General features: G+C 74.3%; 16 protein-coding genes. 7 read left to right on the forward strand and 9 right to left on the reverse strand.

Annotated features, from left to right (window positions below):
• Positions 1–862: 862 nt before the first annotated feature.
• Positions 863–2,014, forward strand: a complete 1,152-nt coding sequence (locus ACFVNO_RS22910; protein WP_378895566.1) for a winged helix DNA-binding domain-containing protein — start codon at positions 863–865, stop codon at positions 2,012–2,014.
• A 73-nt stretch (positions 2,015–2,087) separates the two neighbouring features.
• On the opposite strand, the gene ACFVNO_RS22915 is transcribed toward ACFVNO_RS22910, so the two are convergent.
• Entirely contained in the window at positions 2,088–2,948 is an 861-nt protein-coding gene (locus tag ACFVNO_RS22915) for a haloalkane dehalogenase (protein WP_378895568.1), read from the reverse strand.
• Positions 2,949–3,405: 457 nt separating this feature from the next.
• On the opposite strand from ACFVNO_RS22915, the gene ACFVNO_RS22920 reads away from it, so the two are divergent.
• Together ACFVNO_RS22920 and ACFVNO_RS22925 are read left to right on the forward strand one after the other, a co-directional pair.
• The gene (locus tag ACFVNO_RS22920) at positions 3,406–4,053 is read left to right on the forward strand and encodes a flavin reductase family protein (protein WP_378895570.1); all 648 of its coding nucleotides are present in this window, start codon (positions 3,406–3,408) and stop codon (positions 4,051–4,053) included.
• 149 nt (positions 4,054–4,202) lie between these two features.
• Positions 4,203–5,279 carry a hypothetical protein gene (locus tag ACFVNO_RS22925; RefSeq protein WP_378895572.1) on the forward strand — a complete coding sequence of 359 codons (1,077 nt, stop codon included), beginning with the start codon at positions 4,203–4,205 and terminating at the stop codon, positions 5,277–5,279.
• A 7-nt stretch (positions 5,280–5,286) separates the two neighbouring features.
• Here the strand turns inward: ACFVNO_RS22925 and ACFVNO_RS22930 are convergent, their stop codons facing one another.
• Positions 5,287–5,778, reverse strand: a complete 492-nt coding sequence (locus ACFVNO_RS22930) for a GNAT family N-acetyltransferase (protein ID WP_378895574.1) — start codon at positions 5,776–5,778, stop codon at positions 5,287–5,289.
• A gap of 49 nt (positions 5,779–5,827) precedes the next feature.
• Between ACFVNO_RS22930 and ACFVNO_RS22935 the strand changes: the two genes are divergently transcribed.
• Positions 5,828–6,412 (forward strand): TetR/AcrR family transcriptional regulator, encoded by a 585-nt coding sequence (locus ACFVNO_RS22935; RefSeq protein ID WP_378895576.1) that lies wholly within the window; start codon positions 5,828–5,830, stop codon positions 6,410–6,412.
• A 1-nt stretch (position 6,413) separates the two neighbouring features.
• Here ACFVNO_RS22935 and ACFVNO_RS22940 read toward each other — a convergent pair whose 3' ends face one another.
• On the reverse strand, positions 6,414–7,379 hold the full coding sequence (locus ACFVNO_RS22940; protein ID WP_355261179.1) for a helix-turn-helix domain-containing protein: 966 nt from the start codon (positions 7,377–7,379) through the stop codon (positions 6,414–6,416).
• Positions 7,380–7,449: 70 nt separating this feature from the next.
• Here ACFVNO_RS22940 and ACFVNO_RS22945 point away from each other — a divergent pair, with 70 nt between their 5' ends.
• Entirely contained in the window at positions 7,450–8,403 is a 954-nt protein-coding gene (locus ACFVNO_RS22945) for an NADP-dependent oxidoreductase (protein ID WP_378895578.1), read from the forward strand.
• 85 nt (positions 8,404–8,488) lie between these two features.
• Here ACFVNO_RS22945 and ACFVNO_RS22950 read toward each other — a convergent pair whose 3' ends face one another.
• The 5 genes from ACFVNO_RS22950 to pabB form a co-directional block, all read right to left on the reverse strand.
• A complete protein-coding gene (locus tag ACFVNO_RS22950; RefSeq protein ID WP_378895580.1) occupies positions 8,489–9,166 on the reverse strand; it encodes a DNA alkylation repair protein in 678 nt (225 codons plus the stop codon).
• Between the two features lie 308 nt (positions 9,167–9,474).
• Positions 9,475–10,980: an amidase gene (locus ACFVNO_RS22955; protein ID WP_378895582.1), complete on the reverse strand. Its 1,506-nt coding sequence runs from the start codon at positions 10,978–10,980 to the stop codon at positions 9,475–9,477.
• A gap of 47 nt (positions 10,981–11,027) precedes the next feature.
• On the reverse strand, positions 11,028–11,783 hold the full coding sequence (locus ACFVNO_RS22960; protein WP_355261167.1) for an MBL fold metallo-hydrolase: 756 nt from the start codon (positions 11,781–11,783) through the stop codon (positions 11,028–11,030).
• Positions 11,780–12,391: a DUF4291 domain-containing protein gene (locus ACFVNO_RS22965; RefSeq protein WP_378895584.1), complete on the reverse strand. Its 612-nt coding sequence runs from the start codon at positions 12,389–12,391 to the stop codon at positions 11,780–11,782. Before ACFVNO_RS22965 ends, ACFVNO_RS22960 begins: the two co-directional genes overlap by 4 nt.
• 53 nt (positions 12,392–12,444) lie before the next feature.
• On the reverse strand, positions 12,445–14,448 hold the full coding sequence (gene pabB / locus ACFVNO_RS22970) for an aminodeoxychorismate synthase component I (RefSeq protein ID WP_378895586.1): 2,004 nt from the start codon (positions 14,446–14,448) through the stop codon (positions 12,445–12,447).
• 151 nt (positions 14,449–14,599) lie between these two features.
• Here pabB and ACFVNO_RS22975 point away from each other — a divergent pair, with 151 nt between their 5' ends.
• Entirely contained in the window at positions 14,600–14,815 is a 216-nt protein-coding gene (locus ACFVNO_RS22975) for an SHOCT domain-containing protein (protein WP_378895588.1), read from the forward strand.
• 64 nt (positions 14,816–14,879) lie between these two features.
• Here the strand turns inward: ACFVNO_RS22975 and ACFVNO_RS22980 are convergent, their stop codons facing one another.
• On the reverse strand, positions 14,880–15,665 hold the full coding sequence (locus tag ACFVNO_RS22980; protein ID WP_378895590.1) for a MerR family transcriptional regulator: 786 nt from the start codon (positions 15,663–15,665) through the stop codon (positions 14,880–14,882).
• 302 nt (positions 15,666–15,967) lie between these two features.
• Here ACFVNO_RS22980 and ACFVNO_RS22985 point away from each other — a divergent pair, with 302 nt between their 5' ends.
• On the forward strand, positions 15,968–17,110 hold the full coding sequence (locus ACFVNO_RS22985; RefSeq protein WP_378895592.1) for a serine hydrolase domain-containing protein: 1,143 nt from the start codon (positions 15,968–15,970) through the stop codon (positions 17,108–17,110).
• Positions 17,111–17,494 lie beyond the last annotated feature (384 nt).

The raw sequence follows: 17,494 nt of genomic DNA on the forward strand, positions 1-17,494 counted from the left end.
TCGTCGATCAGGGCCACGGTAACCGCGGGGGATCGCCGAACTCCAGACGCCGAGCCGGTCCGGTGACCTTCGGGGGGATGCGGGGTTCGGGCGCCCTGAAACGGTCATTCGATGGGATGGAGGGCGCCATGGGCATGAACTTCACAAGGACACGCAAATGATGCATAAAGCATGTTATGCATCAAAACTCGGCGGATGGGGGTGGGGGTGGAGCGGGGGACGCCCGCCGTTCGGCACCCGGCTGCTTCCGGCTGTTGGGGGTGCGGGGAGTCGGGGGCCGGGATCTCCGGGGGCCGACGGAGGTGGCCCTGGGGGGCATGGGTCAATGCCGGCGGAACGCAGCGGGCGGCGTCGCCCGGGAGTGATCCCACCGGTGGCGCGGGAGCCCAGGTGACGAGTGTGCGCGGGCGGTCGAAGACGCCGCGGGCGATGGCCGGCGGGCCGATGTCGCGGGCGGGCGCCCGGACCGCAGGACATGACTCTCCGGATTCGCCGATCACCTTCCGTGGTCATCGATCCTGTGGCCGACGTGCCGCCTGGGCGCGCCGCCTGTCGGCTCGCCCCGGATTCCGTCGGCGCTCGTGCGCGCGGGCGTTCGTCGAGCCCCGGGCGTCCGTGTGCCGCGCGGCGGGATGGCGCTCGAGGCCCCGAACGGCGGCCGGAGCACCGGAACGCCTGCGGTGCGGGCGTTCCAGCCCCTCTCGGCCTTCCTGTACACACCGCCGATAATGCACATTATGTCAAGTAAAACGTTGGAGCGCCCTCCCCACAGGGTTTCCCGGCTCTCATCTCGAGGACAGAACCTGACCTCCACTCTTCCTAGGGTGGATCCACGGACACGGAGCCACCCCCGAGGAGCACGATGGGCACCCCCACCACTTGGCAGGACATGACCGCGCGACGCCTGTGGCGGCACGGGCTCGCCGCCCCCGGCGACAGCGCCGCCGACGTCGTCTCGGCGATGTGCGGCGCCCACGCCCAGGTGATGTCGGCGGCCGAGCTGTCCGTGGGACTGCGTCTCAAGGGCGCGGACCGCACCCGCGTGCGGTCCGCGCTGTGGGACACCCACGAACTCGTCAAGACCTTCGGGCCGCGCGGGACCGTGCACCTGCTGCCCGCCCGGGAACTCCCCCTGTGGTCCGCGGCGCTGGAGTCCGCCGAAAGCGCCCGGGGAGGCAAGGGCGCCCACAACGGCCTGCTCACGCCGGAGCAGGTCCGGGAGCTGGAGCTCGCCGTCACCGAGGTCCTCGCGGACCGGGAGCTGACCGTAGACGAGCTCACCGACGCGCTGGCCGAGCACGCGGGCCCCTGGGCGGCGGACCGGGTCATGGAGGCCTTCCAGGACAGGTGGCCGCGCTGGCGGGCGGCCACGCAGACCCTGGCCAACCGGGGTGCGCTGTGCTTCGGCCCGATGCGCGGGCGCAGGGTGACCTACACGAGTCCGCGCCGTTGGCTGCCGGACTTCGCGCCCGCGGAGGCCGGGGCGGCGCTGGAGCACGTGGTGCTGTCCTATCTGCGGGCGTACGGTCCGGCGACGCCGCAGCACTTCGCGCAGTGGATGGCGGCTCCCCGGCGGTGGGCGAGCGCGCTGTTCGCGTCGCTGGAGGGGCGGATCGAGCCCGTGGAGGTGGAGGGGACGGTCGCCTACCGGGTGGCGGGGGACGCCGGGGAGGCTCCGGGGTCGGTGCCGGAGGTGCTGCTCCTCCCCTATTTCGACGCCTACACGGTGGGGTCGCACCCCCGTGACGTGGTCTTTCCCGGTGCGGTCGGGCGGCGTGCGCTGGCGGCGGGCCAGGCGGGCAACTTTCCGGTGCTGTACCTGGACGGGGTGGCCGCGGGCGTGTGGCACCAGCGGCGTTCGGGGCGTCGGCTGGACGTGACGGTGGAGGCGCTGGTGCCGCTCTCGGCGGCCCGGCGCGAGGCCGTCGCGGAGCGGGTGGAGCGGATCGGCGAGATTCTGGAGGCGGTGCCGCGGTTGACGTTCGGCACCGTGTCGGTGGGTCCGCACGCCTGAGGGGTGGTGCCCCTCCCCCGGTGCCCGGCGCCGCATGCGCGCGGCCTCCTGGGGCGTCCTCCGCCTGTCGTGGTCAGGGGAATCGCTTGCGGATCGCCGCCGTGATCGCTTCCGGCGCGTGCTCCTGGATGAAGTGCCGTGCGTTCGGCAGTTCGACCACCTCCAGGTCGGTGAAGGCGGCGCGTATCCGCGGGAGCGAGGTCCTCGGGCGGAACACCATGTCCTTCATTCCCCACACCACCAGGGCGGGCTTGTCGCCGAGCAGGGTGGGCACGTCCCGGGAGAGCCGGTCCAGCAGCGGGCGGGCGGCGCGGATCTGCCCGGGCATGGCGGCGAGGCCGCGGCGGGCCTGTGGGGTGGGCTGTACCGCGCGGTAGTGGTCGGCCTCGTTCGCGGTGAGCGTGCGCCTCAGTTCCGAGAGCATGACCCGTTCGATGAGGAAGTTCTGTTCGAGGATCCGCCGCTGCATGGGAGGGCTGCTCATGATGACGCTGAAGGCCCGGTTCGCCAGGGCGTCGACCGGCCAGAACACGGTGTTGCCCAGGACGGTCCCCCGCAGGCGGTCCGCTCGGCGGGTGGCCGCTCCCAGACCGATGGGGCCGCCCCAGTCGTGTCCCATCAGGACGAACCCGTCGAGTTCGAGGTGGTCGATGAGTTCGCCGAGGACGGTGGTGTGTTCGGCGACGGTGTAGCCGAAGGCGGCGGGGCGTTCGGACGGCCCGAAGCCCAGGTGGTCCACGGCGATGCAGCGGTAGCGGTCGCGCAGGTCCTTCACGAGGTGGCGGTAGAGGAAGCTCCATGCCGGGGCGCCGTGGCAGAACAGGATGGTCGGCCCGGTCCCCTCGTCGATGTAGTGGACCCTGCCGGCGGAGGAGTCGAACCAGCGCGACTGGAAGGGGTACAGGTCTGTGTCGGGGACGAAGCCGGTCGGCACGGGGACTCCTTCTGTGGTGTGTCCGCCGCCCGGACGTCTCCGCCCGGTCGCGCCGCCGCGAACCCTTTGCGTGGAATTTCAGGGCCACCCTACAGAGCGGTCGCGCGGCGGGTGTCGCGGGCCCGTCGTGTGTGCGGGCGCCGTAGGCATCGGACGGGTGTTCGGTGATGTGCGTCACTCTGGGATGGCGTTTGCGGTTGGGTGTTCGGGTAGTGGGCTGGTGCACTCGCAGCTCCGTCCCGTACGGGTTCCGCAGTCCCGGGGCGTGTCGAGCGCGAGTGCCGGCCGCGCGCCGATCGGGGGGTGACGTGCGTGGCCGCGCCGTAGCCCCGGTCCGGGGGGAACCGGGTGACGGCGCTCCGAGAGGGCCCCTGCGCGGCGCCGCGTCGCGCGGGGGCCTCCGGGAGCGGGGACACTTCGTCGGCCGGCGAAACGAGTCGTGCCTAGGTTTTCGACCATGACTTCCGACGGACATCTGCGTATCGAACCCCGCATCCTCTACTTCGGGACCCCTGTGGCCCTGCTTTCGACGCTCAACGGTGACGGGACGCCCAATCTGGCGCCCGTCTCGTCGGTCTGGGCGTTGGGGATGACGGTGGTGCTGGGGCTGGGGGCCACCGGGCAGACGGCGCGCAACCTGGGGGAAGGTGCCGGGCTGGTGGTGAACCTGCCCTCTGCCGACCTGTGGGAGCGGGTGGAGCGGTTGGCGCCGCTGACGGGGCGGTACCCGGTTCCCGAGGGGAAGCCGCCGGGCTGCCGGTTCGAGGCGGACAAGTTCGGTGCGGCGGGCCTGACGGCGCAGGAGTCGGAGCTGGTCGGTCCCCCGCGTGTGGTGGAGTGCCCGTTGCAGTTGGAGGCGGTGGTGCGCGAGGTGCGGCCGGACGGTTCCGGTGCCCATGTGGTGGTGGAGGCCGAGGTGGTGCGGGTGCATGCCCGGGAGGATGTGGTGGTGCCCGGGACCGACCATGTCGATCCGGAGCGCTGGCGGCCGCTGGTGTACAGCTTCCGGCACTACTTCGGGCTCGGTGCCGAGGTCGGCCACTCCCACCGCTCCGAGACCGCCGGGGGCCGCTCCCCCGCGCCGGTGCGGGGTGTCGCGTCGTAGGGCGGGTGCGTTCCGTTCGGCCGGCCCTGCCGCCCGGGGCCGGCCCTCCCCCATTGGTGGGTGCCCGGTACTGACAGGATCGGCCGTGTCGGTCCGATGCCCGGGGTGTGGCCCCTCCCCCGCCGGGCCCGCTCGGGTGGAGGTCGCCGGTGGTGGAATTCGTGTGCGCGGGGTGCGGGGCGGTGCTGAGCGCGCCGGTGGAGCGGGTGGTGCTGCCCGACCACGCGCACCAGAAGTGGGGCAACGGTGTGCTGATGCCGGTGTTGATGCGTTCGGGGACGTATGCGGTGGACCCCCGGCGGTCGGGTCCGCCGTGGCTGCCGTGGGAGGCGGTGGACGAGGCGGAGGCGGCGGCCCACGGTGTTCTCGCCCCGGTGCACTCGGTGCCCCTGGGGGCGGCGGGGGCGGTGGTGCTGGCCCCGGGTGACGTCCGCGGAACGGTGCTGGTGACGGAGTGGTGCGCCGGTTACTGCTGCGGCTTGGACGGGTCCGCGGGGCCGAACCTGGCGTGCGCCGGGTGCGGGCGGGCGGTGGGCGCCCGGATCGACGACTGTTCGCTGTGGCAGTCGGTGCGCCTGGAGGCGGACGCGGTGCGGGCGGTGGGTTCCGGGTCCGTGCCTTCGGGGTGGGCACGGGCGTTGGCGGATGCCCGGTGGGAGGAGCCTCCGGGCGGGGCGGCGCCGGGGCCCGGGGCGGGGGCGTGGCCGAGGGCCTCGGCCCTGGAGGGTGTGTGGGAGGCCGCCGAGGGGGCGGCGCTGGCGCATCTTGTGGTGGCGGGGGCGGGGGTGGGCGTGGTGTGCGAGGGGGCGGCGGCGGTGCTGTTCTCGGCCGCGTGCGAGGCGCTTCTCCCGGCCGGGGACCGGGGGTTGCGGACGGCGCTGGCGGGTCCGGGGCTCGGTGTGCCGGACGCGGATGTGCTGGTGGTGCCGGTGCATCCGCAGACGGGCGAGGTGTGGCGGCCCGGTGGGGGTGCGCCTGTGGTGCCGCTCGCCGCGGGCGCCTGGGCGCACCTGGCGCTGCCGGGCGGGGCGGCGTCGGCCCTGGCGTGGGGGCGGGCGCCGGAGCCGGCCCTGCTCGATGAGGTGTCGGTGGGGGTGCTGCCCCATCGGCGGTTCCGGCCGGACCGGGGGGTGTTCCTGGATGTGCTGGCCCGGCTCCCGCGGGTGAGGGAGCCGGTGGTGCGCGCGGTGTACGAGCGGGTGCAGGTTGCGTGGGACGCGTTCTAGGCGGGGGTCAGAGAAGGCGGGACCAGGTTTGGCCGGTGAGGTCGGTGCCGAAGGAGTGGTGGCGGTTCTCGGCGGTGAGGGTGAATCCGTGGGCCTGGTAGATGCGGCGGGCGGCGGCCAGGACGCTGTTGGTCCACAGGGTCATCCGGGTGAATCCGGCCTGGCGGGCGAAGTCCAGGCACCGGCGGACCAGGAGGGTGCCCAGGCCCAGGCCGCGGGCGGCGGGGTCGACCAGGAGCAGGCGCAGGCGGGCGGTGTCGGGGGCGTCCGGGTCGGGGACGCAGAAGACGCAGCCGGCGCGGGTGCCGTCGACTTCGGCGATCCAGGCGCCGCGGGGGCCGTCCTGGTCGGTGTAGTCGGCGACGATGCGGGCGACCAGTGCTTCGAAGTCGGTGTTCCAGCCGTATTCGCGGGCGTAGACCTCGCCGTGGGCCTGGATGGTCCATCCCAGGTCTCCGGGGCGGTCCAGGGGCCTGATCTCGGCCTTCGGTTCTCCCATGGCCGCACCTCCGTCACTGAAACACTCGTTTCAGTGCGATGATAGCCCCGTGACGGCGGCGGGAACAAACGCCCCTTCGGCGCGCGAGAGCGAACTGCTGGAGGCGGCCTACACCTATGCGCTCGGCCACGGTCTGGCCGAGCTGTCCCTGCGTCCCCTGGCGGCGGCGATCGGGTCCAGTCCGCGGGTGCTGCTCTACCTCTTCGGGAGCAAGGACGGGCTGATCCGCGCCCTGTTGGCGCGGGCGCGGCGGGACGAGCTGGACCTGGTGGACCGGGTCGGGCGGCGGGCCCGCGGGCGGGGCGGCGACCTGGCCTCGACGGCGCTGGAGCTGTGGCGGTGGCTGGCCGACGACGCCCACCGGGCGCTGTTGACCCTGTGGGCGGAGAGTTACGTGCGTTCGCTGACCGAGCCGCAGGGGCCATGGGCGGGGTTCGCCGAGGCCACGGTGCGGGACTGGCTGGAGCTGCTGGCCGAGGCGCAGGACGTCGGGGAGCGGGGGTCCCCCGAGGGGGTGGCGCGGCGCACCCTGGTGTTGGCGGTGCTGCGCGGTGCGCTGCTGGACCTGTTGGCGACGGGGGACGTGGAGCGCACCACCGCGGCGGTCGGGCTGGCGCTGTCCCGGGCCGGGTGACTCAGCCGGCGGGTACGGCGCGGCGGAAGGTGCGCCGGTAGGCCGCCGGGGAGACGCCCAGAGCGGCGCGCAGGTGCTGGCGCAGGGAGGCGCCGGTGGCGAACCCGACCCGGGAGGCGACCTCCTCCACGGCCAGGTCGGTGGTCTCCAGCAGGTGGCGGGCGCGTTCCACGCGCTGGGCGGTGAGCCAGCGGCCCGGGCTGGTGCCGACCTCGTCGGTGAAGCGGCGTACGAAGGTGCGCAGGCTCATCCGGGCGTGGGCGGCCAGGTCGGCGAGGGAGAGGGGTTCGTCCAGGTGTTCCAGGGCCCACTGGCGGGTGGCGGCGGTGCCGGTGCGGTCGGGGTCGGGCACCGGGTGCTCGATGTACTGGGCCTGGCCGCCGTCGCGCCAGGGCGGGACGACGCACATGCGGGCGACGTGGTTGGCGACCTCGCTGCCGTGGTCGCGGCGGACCAGGTGCAGGCAGATGTCCACTCCGGAGGCGGCGCCGGCGGAGGTGAGCAGGTCGCCGTCGTCGACGAACAGCACGTCCGGGTCCAGGTCCACGTGGGGGTACCAGGCGCGGAAGACGTCGGTGAGCGCCCAGTGGGTGGTGGCCGGGCGCCCGTCCAGCAGGCCGGCGGCGGCCAGGGCGAACGCGGCGGTGCAGATGGACACCAGGCGGGTGCCCGGGCGCAGTCCGGCCAGGGCGGCCAGCAGTGCGGGCGGGGGTTCGCGGGTGATGCGCCCGGTGTCGAACGGGGGGATGACGACGGTGTCGGCCCGGGCCAGGAGTTCGGGGCCGTGGTCGACGGTGATGGAGAAGTCGGCGTTGGTGGGGACGGTGGGGCCTTCCAGGGCGCAGGTGCGCACCAGGTAACGCCCGTCGGCGGAGCCGAACACCCGGGCGGGAATGCCCAGTTCGAAGGGGTAGACGCCGTCCAGGGCCAGGACGGCGACGAGGTGCGGGCGGGGTTCGGCGCTCATGGCACGATCGTATCGAAAGATGGCGATCATGCCATTGTCCGTCGGTCGGCCGCGGAGCAGGCTGGTTCCCATGAGTCACACGAGCGATGACGCGATGATGCGGGCGGTCTCCCAGGACGCCTACGGCGGCCCCGAGGTGCTGCGGGAGGTGCGCCTGCCCCGGCCGGTGCCCGGGCCGAGCCGGATCCTGGTGCGGGTGCGCGCCGCCGGGGTCAACCCCACCGACTGGAAGCACCGGGCGAACGCCGGGTTCCTGGACCGGCTCCCGCTGGTGCTGGGCTGGGACGTGGCCGGTGTGGTGGAGGCGGTCGGGTACGGGGTCACCCTGTTCGAGCCGGGCGACGAGGTGTTCGGGATGCTGCCGTACCCGTACGGGGTCGGCTCGCACGCCGAGTACGCGGTGGGGCCGGCACGGGCGTTCGCGCGCAAGCCGGCCGGGATCGACCACCTCCAGGCCGGGGCGCTGCCGCTGGTGGCGCTGACCGCCTGGCAGGCCCTGGTGGACACCGCCGACGTGCGGCCCGGGCAGCGGGTGCTGGTGCACGCCGCCGCGGGCGGGGTGGGGCATGTGGCGGTGCAGATCGCCAAGGCCCGCGGGGCGTACGTGATCGGTACCGCCAGTGCGGCCAAGCACGGGCTGCTCAAGGAGTGGGGCGCCGACGAGGCGGTGGACTACCGGGAGGTGGACTTCGCCGAGGTGGTGCGCGATGTGGACGTGGTGCTGGACCCGTTCGCCGGTGAGGTGCTGGACCGGTCGCTGGGGGTGCTGCGGCCGGGCGGGATCGCGGTGTCGATCCTGGCGGTGACCGCCGGGCAGCGGGCCCGGGCGCGGGAGCTGGGGGTGCGGGTGGCGGGCCTGCTGGTGGAGGCCGACCACGCGGGGATGGCGGCGATCGCCGATCTGGTGGAGCGCGGTCTGCTGCGGGCGCACGTGCAGGAGGTGTTCCCGCTCGCGGAGGCGGCCCGGGCGCACGCGCTGGGCGATACCGGGCACGTGACCGGCAAGCTGGTGCTGGAGGTCTGACCGCGGGGCCGCCCCTGTCCGGGGCGGCCCCGGCTTTCGGCCTCTTTCGCGGCGGGGGCCGGGACCGCGCCTGCTCTCGAAGGGATCACTCGTTGTCGGCCGGAAGCAGGTGCGTCGCCAGGCGCAGGGTCGGGCGGCTCATCCGGTGCCGGTGCTCGGCGAGGAAGTCGAGCAGGCGTCGTCGGTCGATCTTGCCGGCCTCGCGCAGAGCGGTGCCGACCGGTTTGGTGACGAGTTCACTGGGGTCGTCGAGTAGGAGATCGGCCAGGGCGAGCGGGTCGTCGAGGTCCCCTTGCCTGATGAGCCAGAAGGAGGCGGTGATCGCGGTCCTCCGCTCGATCGCCGCATCGGACCTCGCGAGATCGAACAGCGGTCGACGCGACTTGTCGAGCAGGTACCAGCCGACGACACGCGGGGCCGAGCGGTCGACGAGGTCCCAGATGTTGATGAATTCGTGGTGGTTCATGTAGGTCTCGTAGAGCCGACGCCGCCCGTCGTCGTCCAGGCTGCGGTGCCGCGCCTTGAAGTCGAGGATCGAGACGCCGACCATGCGCATCTCGTACCACGGGCCGGCCAACAGGCCGGGGACGTGGGAGAGGTCGATGTCCTCCCACTCCTCGGCGGTGTCGAACACCTCCCGCATCCGCACACCGATCGCGTCCAGGCCGCTGTCGGGCGGCAGGCGTCGCATGATCTTGTCCCTCTCCGCGGGGCTCTGCCGGTTGATCAAGGCGTCCTGGATCCGCTCAAGGGGCTGTGCCATTCCGCCGGCCTTCCTGTCGTCGGTCGGTGTTCCGGGGAACCCGCCGGTCCGGGCCCGGGCCACGGGTGAACACCCGGGACCGGGGCGGGTCCCCGATTCCAGAGAACACGTCAGAGCGTCCCGATGCCAGAGCGCGCGTCGCCCGTGTGCGGGCCGGGTCCGGGGGGTCGCCCGGCGGTCTCGTCGTCGGTCGGCGGGGTTCCGGCCGGTACGGCGGTGTGGCCGCGGTCGTTGCGCCTTTCCCGGCGGGGTCGCCGGACCGGTCCTCCCCCGGTCGCCTTTTCCCGTGTGCCGGCCGGGTGTACCGGTCAGGCGGTGGCGGGTTCGGGGAAGGGGACTCCGGCGGGGCGGCGGTGCGCCCAGGGGCGGGCCCGTTCCAGCTGGGCGGCCAGGCGCAGCAGGAGCCCCTCCCCCGCCGCCGGGGCGATGAACTGCACGCCCAGCGGCAGTCCGGTGTCGGTCCAGTGCAGGGGCACGGACATGGCGGGGGTGCCGGTGAGGTTGGCCAGGAGGGTGAACGGGGTCGCGGTCAGGTTGTTCATGACCTCGGTGGTGACCAGGTCGGTGCGGGTCACCAGCCATTCGGTGCGGGTGCGCACCAGGAGGCGTTCGGCGCCGCGCAGCCAGGCGGGCGGGTCCAGGCGTCCGATCGTCACCGGCGGGCCGGCGATGGTGGGGGTCAGCAGCAGGTCGTAACGGGAGTGGAAGTCGGCCAGCGCCAGGATGTGGGCGTTCCAGCGGTCGTGGCCGCGCACGTAGTCGCCCGCGCTGCGGGCCCGGCCCATGGCGGCCAGGATGAGGGTGTCGGGTTCGAAGTCGTCGTCGGTGCAGCCGGTGTCGGCCTTGACGCCGTCGACCAGGGCGGCCATGGACCCGTACCAGAGGGTGAGGAAGTCCTCGGTCAGGGCGCGGCCGTCGATGGCGGGTTCGGCCTCGGACACGTCGTGGCCCAGGTCCTCCAGCAGGGCGGCGGCGTCGCGTACGGCGCGCACGGCCTCGTGGTGGACGCGGGTGCCCAGGGGCGAGCGGTCGGTGAAGCCGATGCGCAGCCTTCCCGGTTCGCGGCCGGTCTCGGCGGTGTAGGGGCGTTCGGGCGGGGCGATGGGGTAGGGCGAGGTGGGTTCGGGGCCGGCCATGACGTCCAGGAGCAGGGCGCTGTCGCGGACGGTACGGGTCAGGACGCCGTTGACGGAGGCGCCGTGCATGGGTTCGCCCCAGGCGGGGCCGAAGGGGACCCGGCCCCGGCCGGGTTTGAGGCCGAACAGGCCGCAGCAGGCGGCGGGGATGCGGATGGAGCCGCCGCCGTCGTTGCCGCCCGCGGCGGGTACGACGCCGGCGGCGACGGCCGCGGCCGAGCCCCCGGAGGATCCGCCGGGGGTGTGGGCGGTGTTCCAGGGGTTGCGCGCGGGGCCGAACTCGCGGGGTTCGGTGATGCCCTTGGCTCCGAATTCGGGCACGTTGGTCTTGGCGAAGGGGACCAGGCCGGCGTCGAGCCAGCGGCGGACGATCTCGGCGTGGCCGGTGGCGGGCACGTGGCGCAGGGCGCGGTTGCCGGCGGAGGTGGGGAATCCGGCGTAGTCCTGGAAGAGGTCCTTGAGTAGGAAGGGCACTCCGGACAGGGGGCCTGCCGGGGGGTGGGCGGCCCGGCGGCGGGCCTCGTCGTACATCTTCAGGACGAGGGCGTTGAGGCGGGGTTCGACCTGTTCGGCGCGGTGGATCGCGGCCTCCAGCACCTCGGGGGCGCTCACCCGGCCCGTGGCGATGAGGTCGGCCAGGCCCACGGCATCGTGTTGCAGGTATTCGTCGACTCGCATGCACGGAACCTAACACCGTTATGAAACGTGTTCTAGTTCTGTGCGGCTCACACTCGCAGGGTCTCGCCCTCGCGGGCGTGGGCGACCGGGCGCCCCAGGGCGGCGCCGGCGCGGGCCGCGGCCCGCTCGGGGGTCAGGGAGGGGCCGGTGTGGGTCAGGACCAGGCGGGCCGCCCCGGCCTCGGCGGCCGCGGCGGCGGCCTCCTCCGGGGTCAGATGCGCCCGCTCCTCCCCCGGCGGCGGGGCGTCGTGGTCGGCCTCGCACAGGAACAGGTCGGCGCCGCGGGCGGCGGCCGCCAGCTGCGGGCAGGGGGCGCTGTCGCCGCTGTAGGCCAGGGTGCGCCCGTCGTGGCGGGCGCGCAGCGCGTAGGCCGGCACGTCGTGCACCACCGCGTGCGAGGTCAGTTCCAGGTCGCCCAGGCGCACCCGGTGGCCGTCGTGCAGGTCATGGAAGGAGAACGTGTTCTCCAGGAACGCGGTGTCGGGTCGGCCGAAGAACCCCGCCAGCCGCCGCGCCAGCCCGGCGGGGGCGTAGACCGGGATCGGCCCCGCGGCGGCGAGGCCGCCGTAGCGCAGCGCGTAGAACGCCGCGGCCAGGTCGGCGCAGTGGTCGGCGTGCAGGTGGGAGATCCACACCGCGTCCAGGGCGGCGGGGTCGGCGTGGGCGCGCAGGGCCGCCAGGGTCCCGAACCCGGCGTCCACCCACACCGACCGCTCCCCCGCCCGCAGCAGGTACCCCGAGCAGGGCCGGCCGGGCAGCGGGGCGGGTGAGGCCGTGCCCAGCACGGTCACCGTCATGGTCATGCCGCGGCTCCGGGGCGCAGGCGGTCCAGCAGGCCGGGGGTCTCGGGGTAGGGGCGCTCGGCGGGCAGCAGGGCGGCGGCCGCCTCCGTCTCTCCCCGCCGGACCAGGTCGTGGACGCGGTGGACGGCGGGGGTGGCGTCGGTGATGGAGACGATCCACTCGTCGGCGTAGCGGGTGGAGGCCTCGCCCGCCAGCCCCAGCTGGAGGGAGCGGTGCTCCAGGGGGCGCAGGCGCAGGTCGCGTTCGGGATCCCACTGCACCCGGGCGGGGGCGGCGGCCAGCTCCCGCCGCCAGGCGTCGCGGTCGGCGTGCACCCCGGGCCTGTAGTGGGACAGGCAGGCGCGGCGCAGCGCCCACTCGAAGCCCTCGCGGGTGATCTCCACCGCCAGCACCGTCTCCTGGCCCTCCTTGCGGGCCCATCCGCACCGGTACATCATCCACAGGAACGAGGGCTTGATCCAGGTCATGCGGCCGCGCTTCCAGTCGGCGGGGAAGCGGCCGTCGCGGGCGGCGGGCAGCCCCAGGCGCGGGGAGTAGGCCTGGTAGACGGTCACCGTGGTGTCGGTGTACCGGGCGCGGATCTGGTGGAGCGGGACCTCGGTGTTCACGGTGTTCACCCTGGCCGCACCCGCCCCGCCCCCGCAAGCCGATTTCGCGGCGGTCAGCGGCCGTGCAGGGGGACGGCGGCCTTGAGGAGCATCTCCGCGTACTCGTCCTCGGGGTCGGAGTCCAGGACGATGGCGCCGCCCGCGCCGACGGTCAGCTCCTCGCCCCGGCGGACGGCGGTGCGGATGGCGATGCTCAGGTCCGCGGCGCCGGAGTCCGACAGGTAGCCCAGGGCGCCGGAGTAGACGCCGCGGGCCGACCCCTCCAGGGCGTCGATGATCTCCATGGTGCGCAGCTTGGGGGCGCCGGTCATGGACCCGCCGGGGAAGCAGGCGCGGACGGCGCCCACCGCCGACACGTCGGCGCGCAGCCGCCCGCGGACGGTGGACACCAGCTGGTGGACGGTGGCGTAGGACTCGGTGTACATGAACGCGGGCACGCCGACGGTGCCGACCTCGCACACCCGGCCCAGGTCGTTGCGGAGCAGGTCGACGATCATGAGGTTCTCGGCGCGGGTCTTGGCGCCGGTGCGCAGCTCCCGGGCCAGGCGGGCGTCGGTGGCCGGGTCGGGGTGGCGGGGGGCGGTGCCCTTGATGGGGCGGCTCTCGGCCTCGCCCTCGCCCGTCACCCGCAGGAAGCGCTCGGGTGAGGCGCTGAGCACGCTGGTGGGGCCCAGGCGCAGCAGGGCGGCGTAGGGCGCCGGGGAGGCGGCCCGCAGGCGGCGGTAGAAGTCCAGGTCGGTGCCGGTGTAGCGGGTGTGCAGGCGGTTGGTCAGGCAGATCTCGTAGCTCTCCCCCGCCGCCAGCTGGGCCAGGCACTCCTTGATGTCGTTGAGGTAGCCCTCGCGGGGGCGTTCCAGCAGGCCGGCGGGGTCTTCGGGGGCGGCGGCCGGGGGCGGGGCGCCCAGCGGGGGGAGGTCGGCCAGGGCGGCGGCGGTGGCCGCCAGCCAGGCGTCGCCGTCGGGTCCGTCGTCGGCGCAGACCAGGTGGGTGCGGCCGGTGTGGTGGTCCACGGCGACGAACCGGTCGCAGCGCAGCCACACCGCGTCGGGGGTGGGCGGGGTGTGGGCGGCGGGGGCGCCGCAGTCGGCCTTGAGCTCGTAGCCGAAGTAGCCCACGTACCCGCCGGTGAACTCGAAGGGCAGCGGGGCGGGGGTGCGCGGCCGCTGGCGGCGTTCCAGGGCGTCGAACACGGTGCCGGGCTCGGTGGCGGCGGTGCCGTCGGGGCGCCGGACATGGACGGGGCCACCGACCCGGTAGGTGAGGACCTCGCCGGTGGCCGCGCCCAGGAAGGAGAAGCGGGCCGGGCCCTGGGGGCGGGAGCTGTCCAGCCAGAACGCGTACTCGGCGTCGCCGTACAGGCGGGCGAAGGCGGCCTCGGTGTCCACCGCGCCCTCCAGGGTGCGGGTGCGCGGTGCGGGGGCGGCCCCGGGGAGGGCGGCGGGAGGTGCGGGGCGCGCGGGCGGTGCCGGGGCGGGGCGGTGGGGGCGGGCCAGGTCCAGGAAGTTGCCGATGAGGGCGGCGCCGTGCTCCCCCGCGATCGACTCGGGGTGGAACTGCACCCCCCAGCGGGGCAGGTCGCGGTGCTCCAGGGCCATGACCACGCCGTCCTCGGCCCAGGCGGTGGCCGCCACGGGGGCGGGCAGGGGTTCGGGGACGGCCAGCGAGTGGTAGCGCACGGCGGTGAAGTCCTGGGGGATCCCCGCGAACAGGCCGGTGCCGGTGTGGCGGACGCGGGTGAGGTGGCCGTGCCGGGGCTGGGGAGAGGACTGGACGTCGGCTCCGGCCAGGTGGGCGATGGCCTGGTGGCCCAGGCACACGCCCAGCACCGGCAGGGGTGTGGCGGCCAGCAGTTCGGGGACGCGGCCCAGGTCGCGGGGGTGCTGGGGGCGGCCCGGGCCGGGCGAGACGACGACGGCGTCCAGGTCCGCGAAGTCGAACCCGTCCCAGGCGGGGTCGTCGTTGGTGAGCACGGCGGGCTCGGCCCCGGCGACCTCGGCGATCAGCTGGAACAGGTTGTAGGTGTAGGAGTCGTGGTTGTCCACGAGCAGAACGCGCATCCCGCCCCTTCTCCTGTGGATGGCGACATTCCAGGATACGGGGAGCCTGCCGGGGTCCGGTCGTCCACAGGGGCGCGGTGCCCCCTGGTGCGGGTGGGGCGGCCCGGGTACACAGGAAGTGGGGACTTCCCCTCGTTGAAGGGAGTACGCGGTGACCGGTCTGTTCGTCACGGTCGCGGTCCTGGTGCTGGTGGCGCTGGGCGTCTATCTCGCGGTCACCGTCTCGGCCTCGGTGGGCGCGGGCAGGGCCGACCCGGGGCCGCGGCGCCCACCGGTGGACCGGGCCCAGGAGGAGCTGCGGCTGAGGTACGCGCGCGGGGAGATCGGCCGGGAGGAGTACCTGCAGCGCAAGATCGACCTGGAGTGAGCCCCGCCCAGGGGCCGCGGTGCGGCCCGGCCGGGCGCGCGGTGGCCCGGCCGTGGGCCGGGTCTCAGTGGTGCGGGATGGGAACGCCCGCGGAGCGGAGCTCGGCCTCGACCAGTGCGTTGAGCCGGGCCCAGGCCGGCGACCGGCCCTCGCGGTGGTGGTCGATCATCCCGTACCGGGTGGCGGTGTCGGGTCCGATCCTGAAGTCCGCCGGCACCGCCAGCAGCTCGCGGTCGGCCAGCAGGTTGGCGGCGATGGCCGTGGCGAGCTCCTCGATCCGGGGGTCCTCGGGTTCCCAGGACTCCGCCTCCACACTGCGCTTGATCAGGTCGACGTACCCAGGGTCGTCCAGCCGGTGTTCGAGGTTGGTCAGGAAGTGGTCCAGGCCCTCCGGTGCCAGCGCCCGGAACAGCACCAGGGCCTCGCGTTGGCCGGCCACGTAGTCGGGACCGAAGCCGAGTCCGGCCATCCGGTCCAGGACCGCGAGGGCGCGGTCGGACAGCAGGGCACGGTCGTCGGCGAGCCGGTACAGCGCGTCCCGTCGGGCGATCAGGTCCGTGATCCGGTCGGTCAGACGCCGCTCGACGTCGGTGAGGGCGTCGGCGAACCGCTCCGGGTCGGCGTCGAGCAGGGACGCGATCTCCGACAGCGGTACGCCTGCGGTGGCCAGTGTCCGGGCCTGGACCAGCCGCAGCAGGTCGTCCGAGCCGTACCTGCGGTAGCCGGAGCCGTCACGCCGCGGTTCGGCGAGGAGGCCGAGCCGGTGGTAGTGCCGCACGGTCTTGACCGTGACCCCCGCGAACGCCGCCGCCTGCCCGATCGTGACGCCCTCGGCCCGGTCCCCCGTCATCGGTTCGGCCCGGGTGTGCGGTCGCGGCCGGGCGTCGTGCCCACGGCCTCGGCCGGGGTGTGCTCGCAGAGCGTCGTGCCCGGGGTCGGATCCGGAGATCTCCCCGAACGGGGCGGGTTCGCTGTGGTCACATGGTGAGTGTGCACCCTGCCCCTGGGGCGGGGTCAACCCGCGCGGCCGTGGACCGAGGGGGCGCGCACGGTCCCGCGCCCCGACGCGCCGCCCCTCGGCCACGGGTCGTCGGAACGACGCGGAGAATCGGGGCTTGACCCTGCCCCGAGGTCAAGGTCGACGCTCGGGGCATGAGCGAAACGAACAAGACCGACCGGAACAACGAGACCACCGGCGGGCAGGACCGCCCGGAACTGCGGGCGGCCCTCCAGGAGATCGTCGACTCCGGGTTCGCGGGGGTGCAGCTGCGGGTGAACGACCGGGGCCGGGAGTGGGTCGGCAGCGCCGGGGTGCGCAAGCTGGGCGAGAGCGGTGAGCCGCCGACCGACGGGCACTTCCGGATCGGCAGCGTGACCAAGACCCTGGTCGCGACCGTGGTGCTGCGGCTGGTGGCCGAGGGCGTGATCGGGCTGGACGACCCGGTGGCCGACTCCCTGCCCGGGTTCGGGCTGGACGGGAGGATCACGGTGCGGATGCTGCTGCAGCACACCAGCGGGGTGTTCAACTTCACCGGCGAGTTCGAACCCGACGGGACCCTCCGGCCGGGGATCCCGGCGCAGGGCCGGGAGTACGTGGACGGCCTGTCCCGCACCTACCGGCCGCAGGAGCTGGTCCTGCTGGCGTTGTCCGAGCCGGCCCGGTTCGAGCCGGGAACGGGCTGGAGCTACTCCAACACCAACTACGTGCTGGCCGGGCTGCTGGTCGAGGAGGTCACCGGCCGCACGCTCGCCTCCGAGATGCGGCGGCTGATCCTGGAACCGCTGGGGATGTCGAACACCGTGTCTCCGGAGGGCTCGCCGGAGATCCCCGAGCCGCACGCCCACGGCTACTACCGGTACGAGGACGAGGGCCGGTCGAAGCTGGCCGACGTCACCCGCATGAACCCCTCCTGGGCGTCCAGCGCCGGTGACATGATCTCGACCACCGAGGACCTCCACACGTTCATCTCCGCGCTCATGGGCGGCAGGCTCCTGCCGGCCCCGCTGCTGGCCGAGATGCGCACGCCCCACCCTGAGAGCGGCGACTTCCGCTACGGCCTGGGGCTGTTCGTGGAGGACACCGACTGCGGAGGCACGGTCTTCCACCACAACGGCGGCTTCGCCGGCTGGGCGGCGCTGATGTACAGCACGCCCGACGGAGGCACGACCCTCACCGCCTCACTGACCGTCGGGGACGGCGAGCTCGACTTCGCCGCCGTGGCGCAGGCGTTCGAGAAGGCGAAGCGGCGGCTCGTCGCGGAGGTCTTCTGCGGCGGGTCCCGCACGGCGAGCTGAGAGCGCTCCCGGACCCGCGTGCCCTCCAGGGGCGGCCGGGGTACGGCGGGGGGATGCCGAGGGGGCCGGCCCCGGTGTGCGGCGGGACGGCGCGGTCCTCGTCGCTGAACCCCCCTTGACGCGCACCCGCACGGCGCCTTCGCGTGCGGGTGCGCGGATGCCCGCCGCCTCCGGGGCCGCGGGGGCGGTGCCGGCGGCGGGCGGCGCACCGCGGGCTCGGGTCGGTCCCGGTACGCCCGAGCGCGCCCGCCCCGGCCCCCGCCCGGGCCGGGGCGGGTGCCGGATCCGGTGGCGGATGGGGGGTGACAAACGCGGAGGGGTCGTGTACGGTGTGCCCCGTCCTGTTGTCTACGAATGAGGTGGACGTTGCGCATCTGAGGTTCG

Source organism: Nocardiopsis sp. NPDC057823, assembly GCF_042797335.1.
Classification (GTDB): domain Bacteria; phylum Actinomycetota; class Actinomycetes; order Streptosporangiales; family Streptosporangiaceae; genus Nocardiopsis; species Nocardiopsis changdeensis.

Coding starts and splice junctions, on each gene's coding strand:
- ACFVNO_RS22980 (WP_378895590.1), bottom strand. CDS start 15,665: ATGACGGGGGACCGGGCCGAGGGCGTCACGATCGGGCAGGCGGCGGCG.
- ACFVNO_RS22950 (WP_378895580.1), bottom strand. CDS start 9,166: ATGGCACAGCCCCTTGAGCGGATCCAGGACGCCTTGATCAACCGGCAG.
- ACFVNO_RS22945 (WP_378895578.1), top strand. CDS start 7,450: ATGAGTCACACGAGCGATGACGCGATGATGCGGGCGGTCTCCCAGGAC.
- ACFVNO_RS22930 (WP_378895574.1), bottom strand. CDS start 5,778: ATGGGAGAACCGAAGGCCGAGATCAGGCCCCTGGACCGCCCCGGAGAC.
- ACFVNO_RS22910 (WP_378895566.1), top strand. CDS start 863: ATGGGCACCCCCACCACTTGGCAGGACATGACCGCGCGACGCCTGTGG.
- ACFVNO_RS22920 (WP_378895570.1), top strand. CDS start 3,406: ATGACTTCCGACGGACATCTGCGTATCGAACCCCGCATCCTCTACTTC.
- ACFVNO_RS22985 (WP_378895592.1), top strand. CDS start 15,968: ATGAGCGAAACGAACAAGACCGACCGGAACAACGAGACCACCGGCGGG.
- pabB (WP_378895586.1), bottom strand. CDS start 14,448: ATGCGCGTTCTGCTCGTGGACAACCACGACTCCTACACCTACAACCTG.
- ACFVNO_RS22960 (WP_355261167.1), bottom strand. CDS start 11,783: ATGACCATGACGGTGACCGTGCTGGGCACGGCCTCACCCGCCCCGCTG.
- ACFVNO_RS22955 (WP_378895582.1), bottom strand. CDS start 10,980: ATGCGAGTCGACGAATACCTGCAACACGATGCCGTGGGCCTGGCCGAC.
- ACFVNO_RS22940 (WP_355261179.1), bottom strand. CDS start 7,379: ATGAGCGCCGAACCCCGCCCGCACCTCGTCGCCGTCCTGGCCCTGGAC.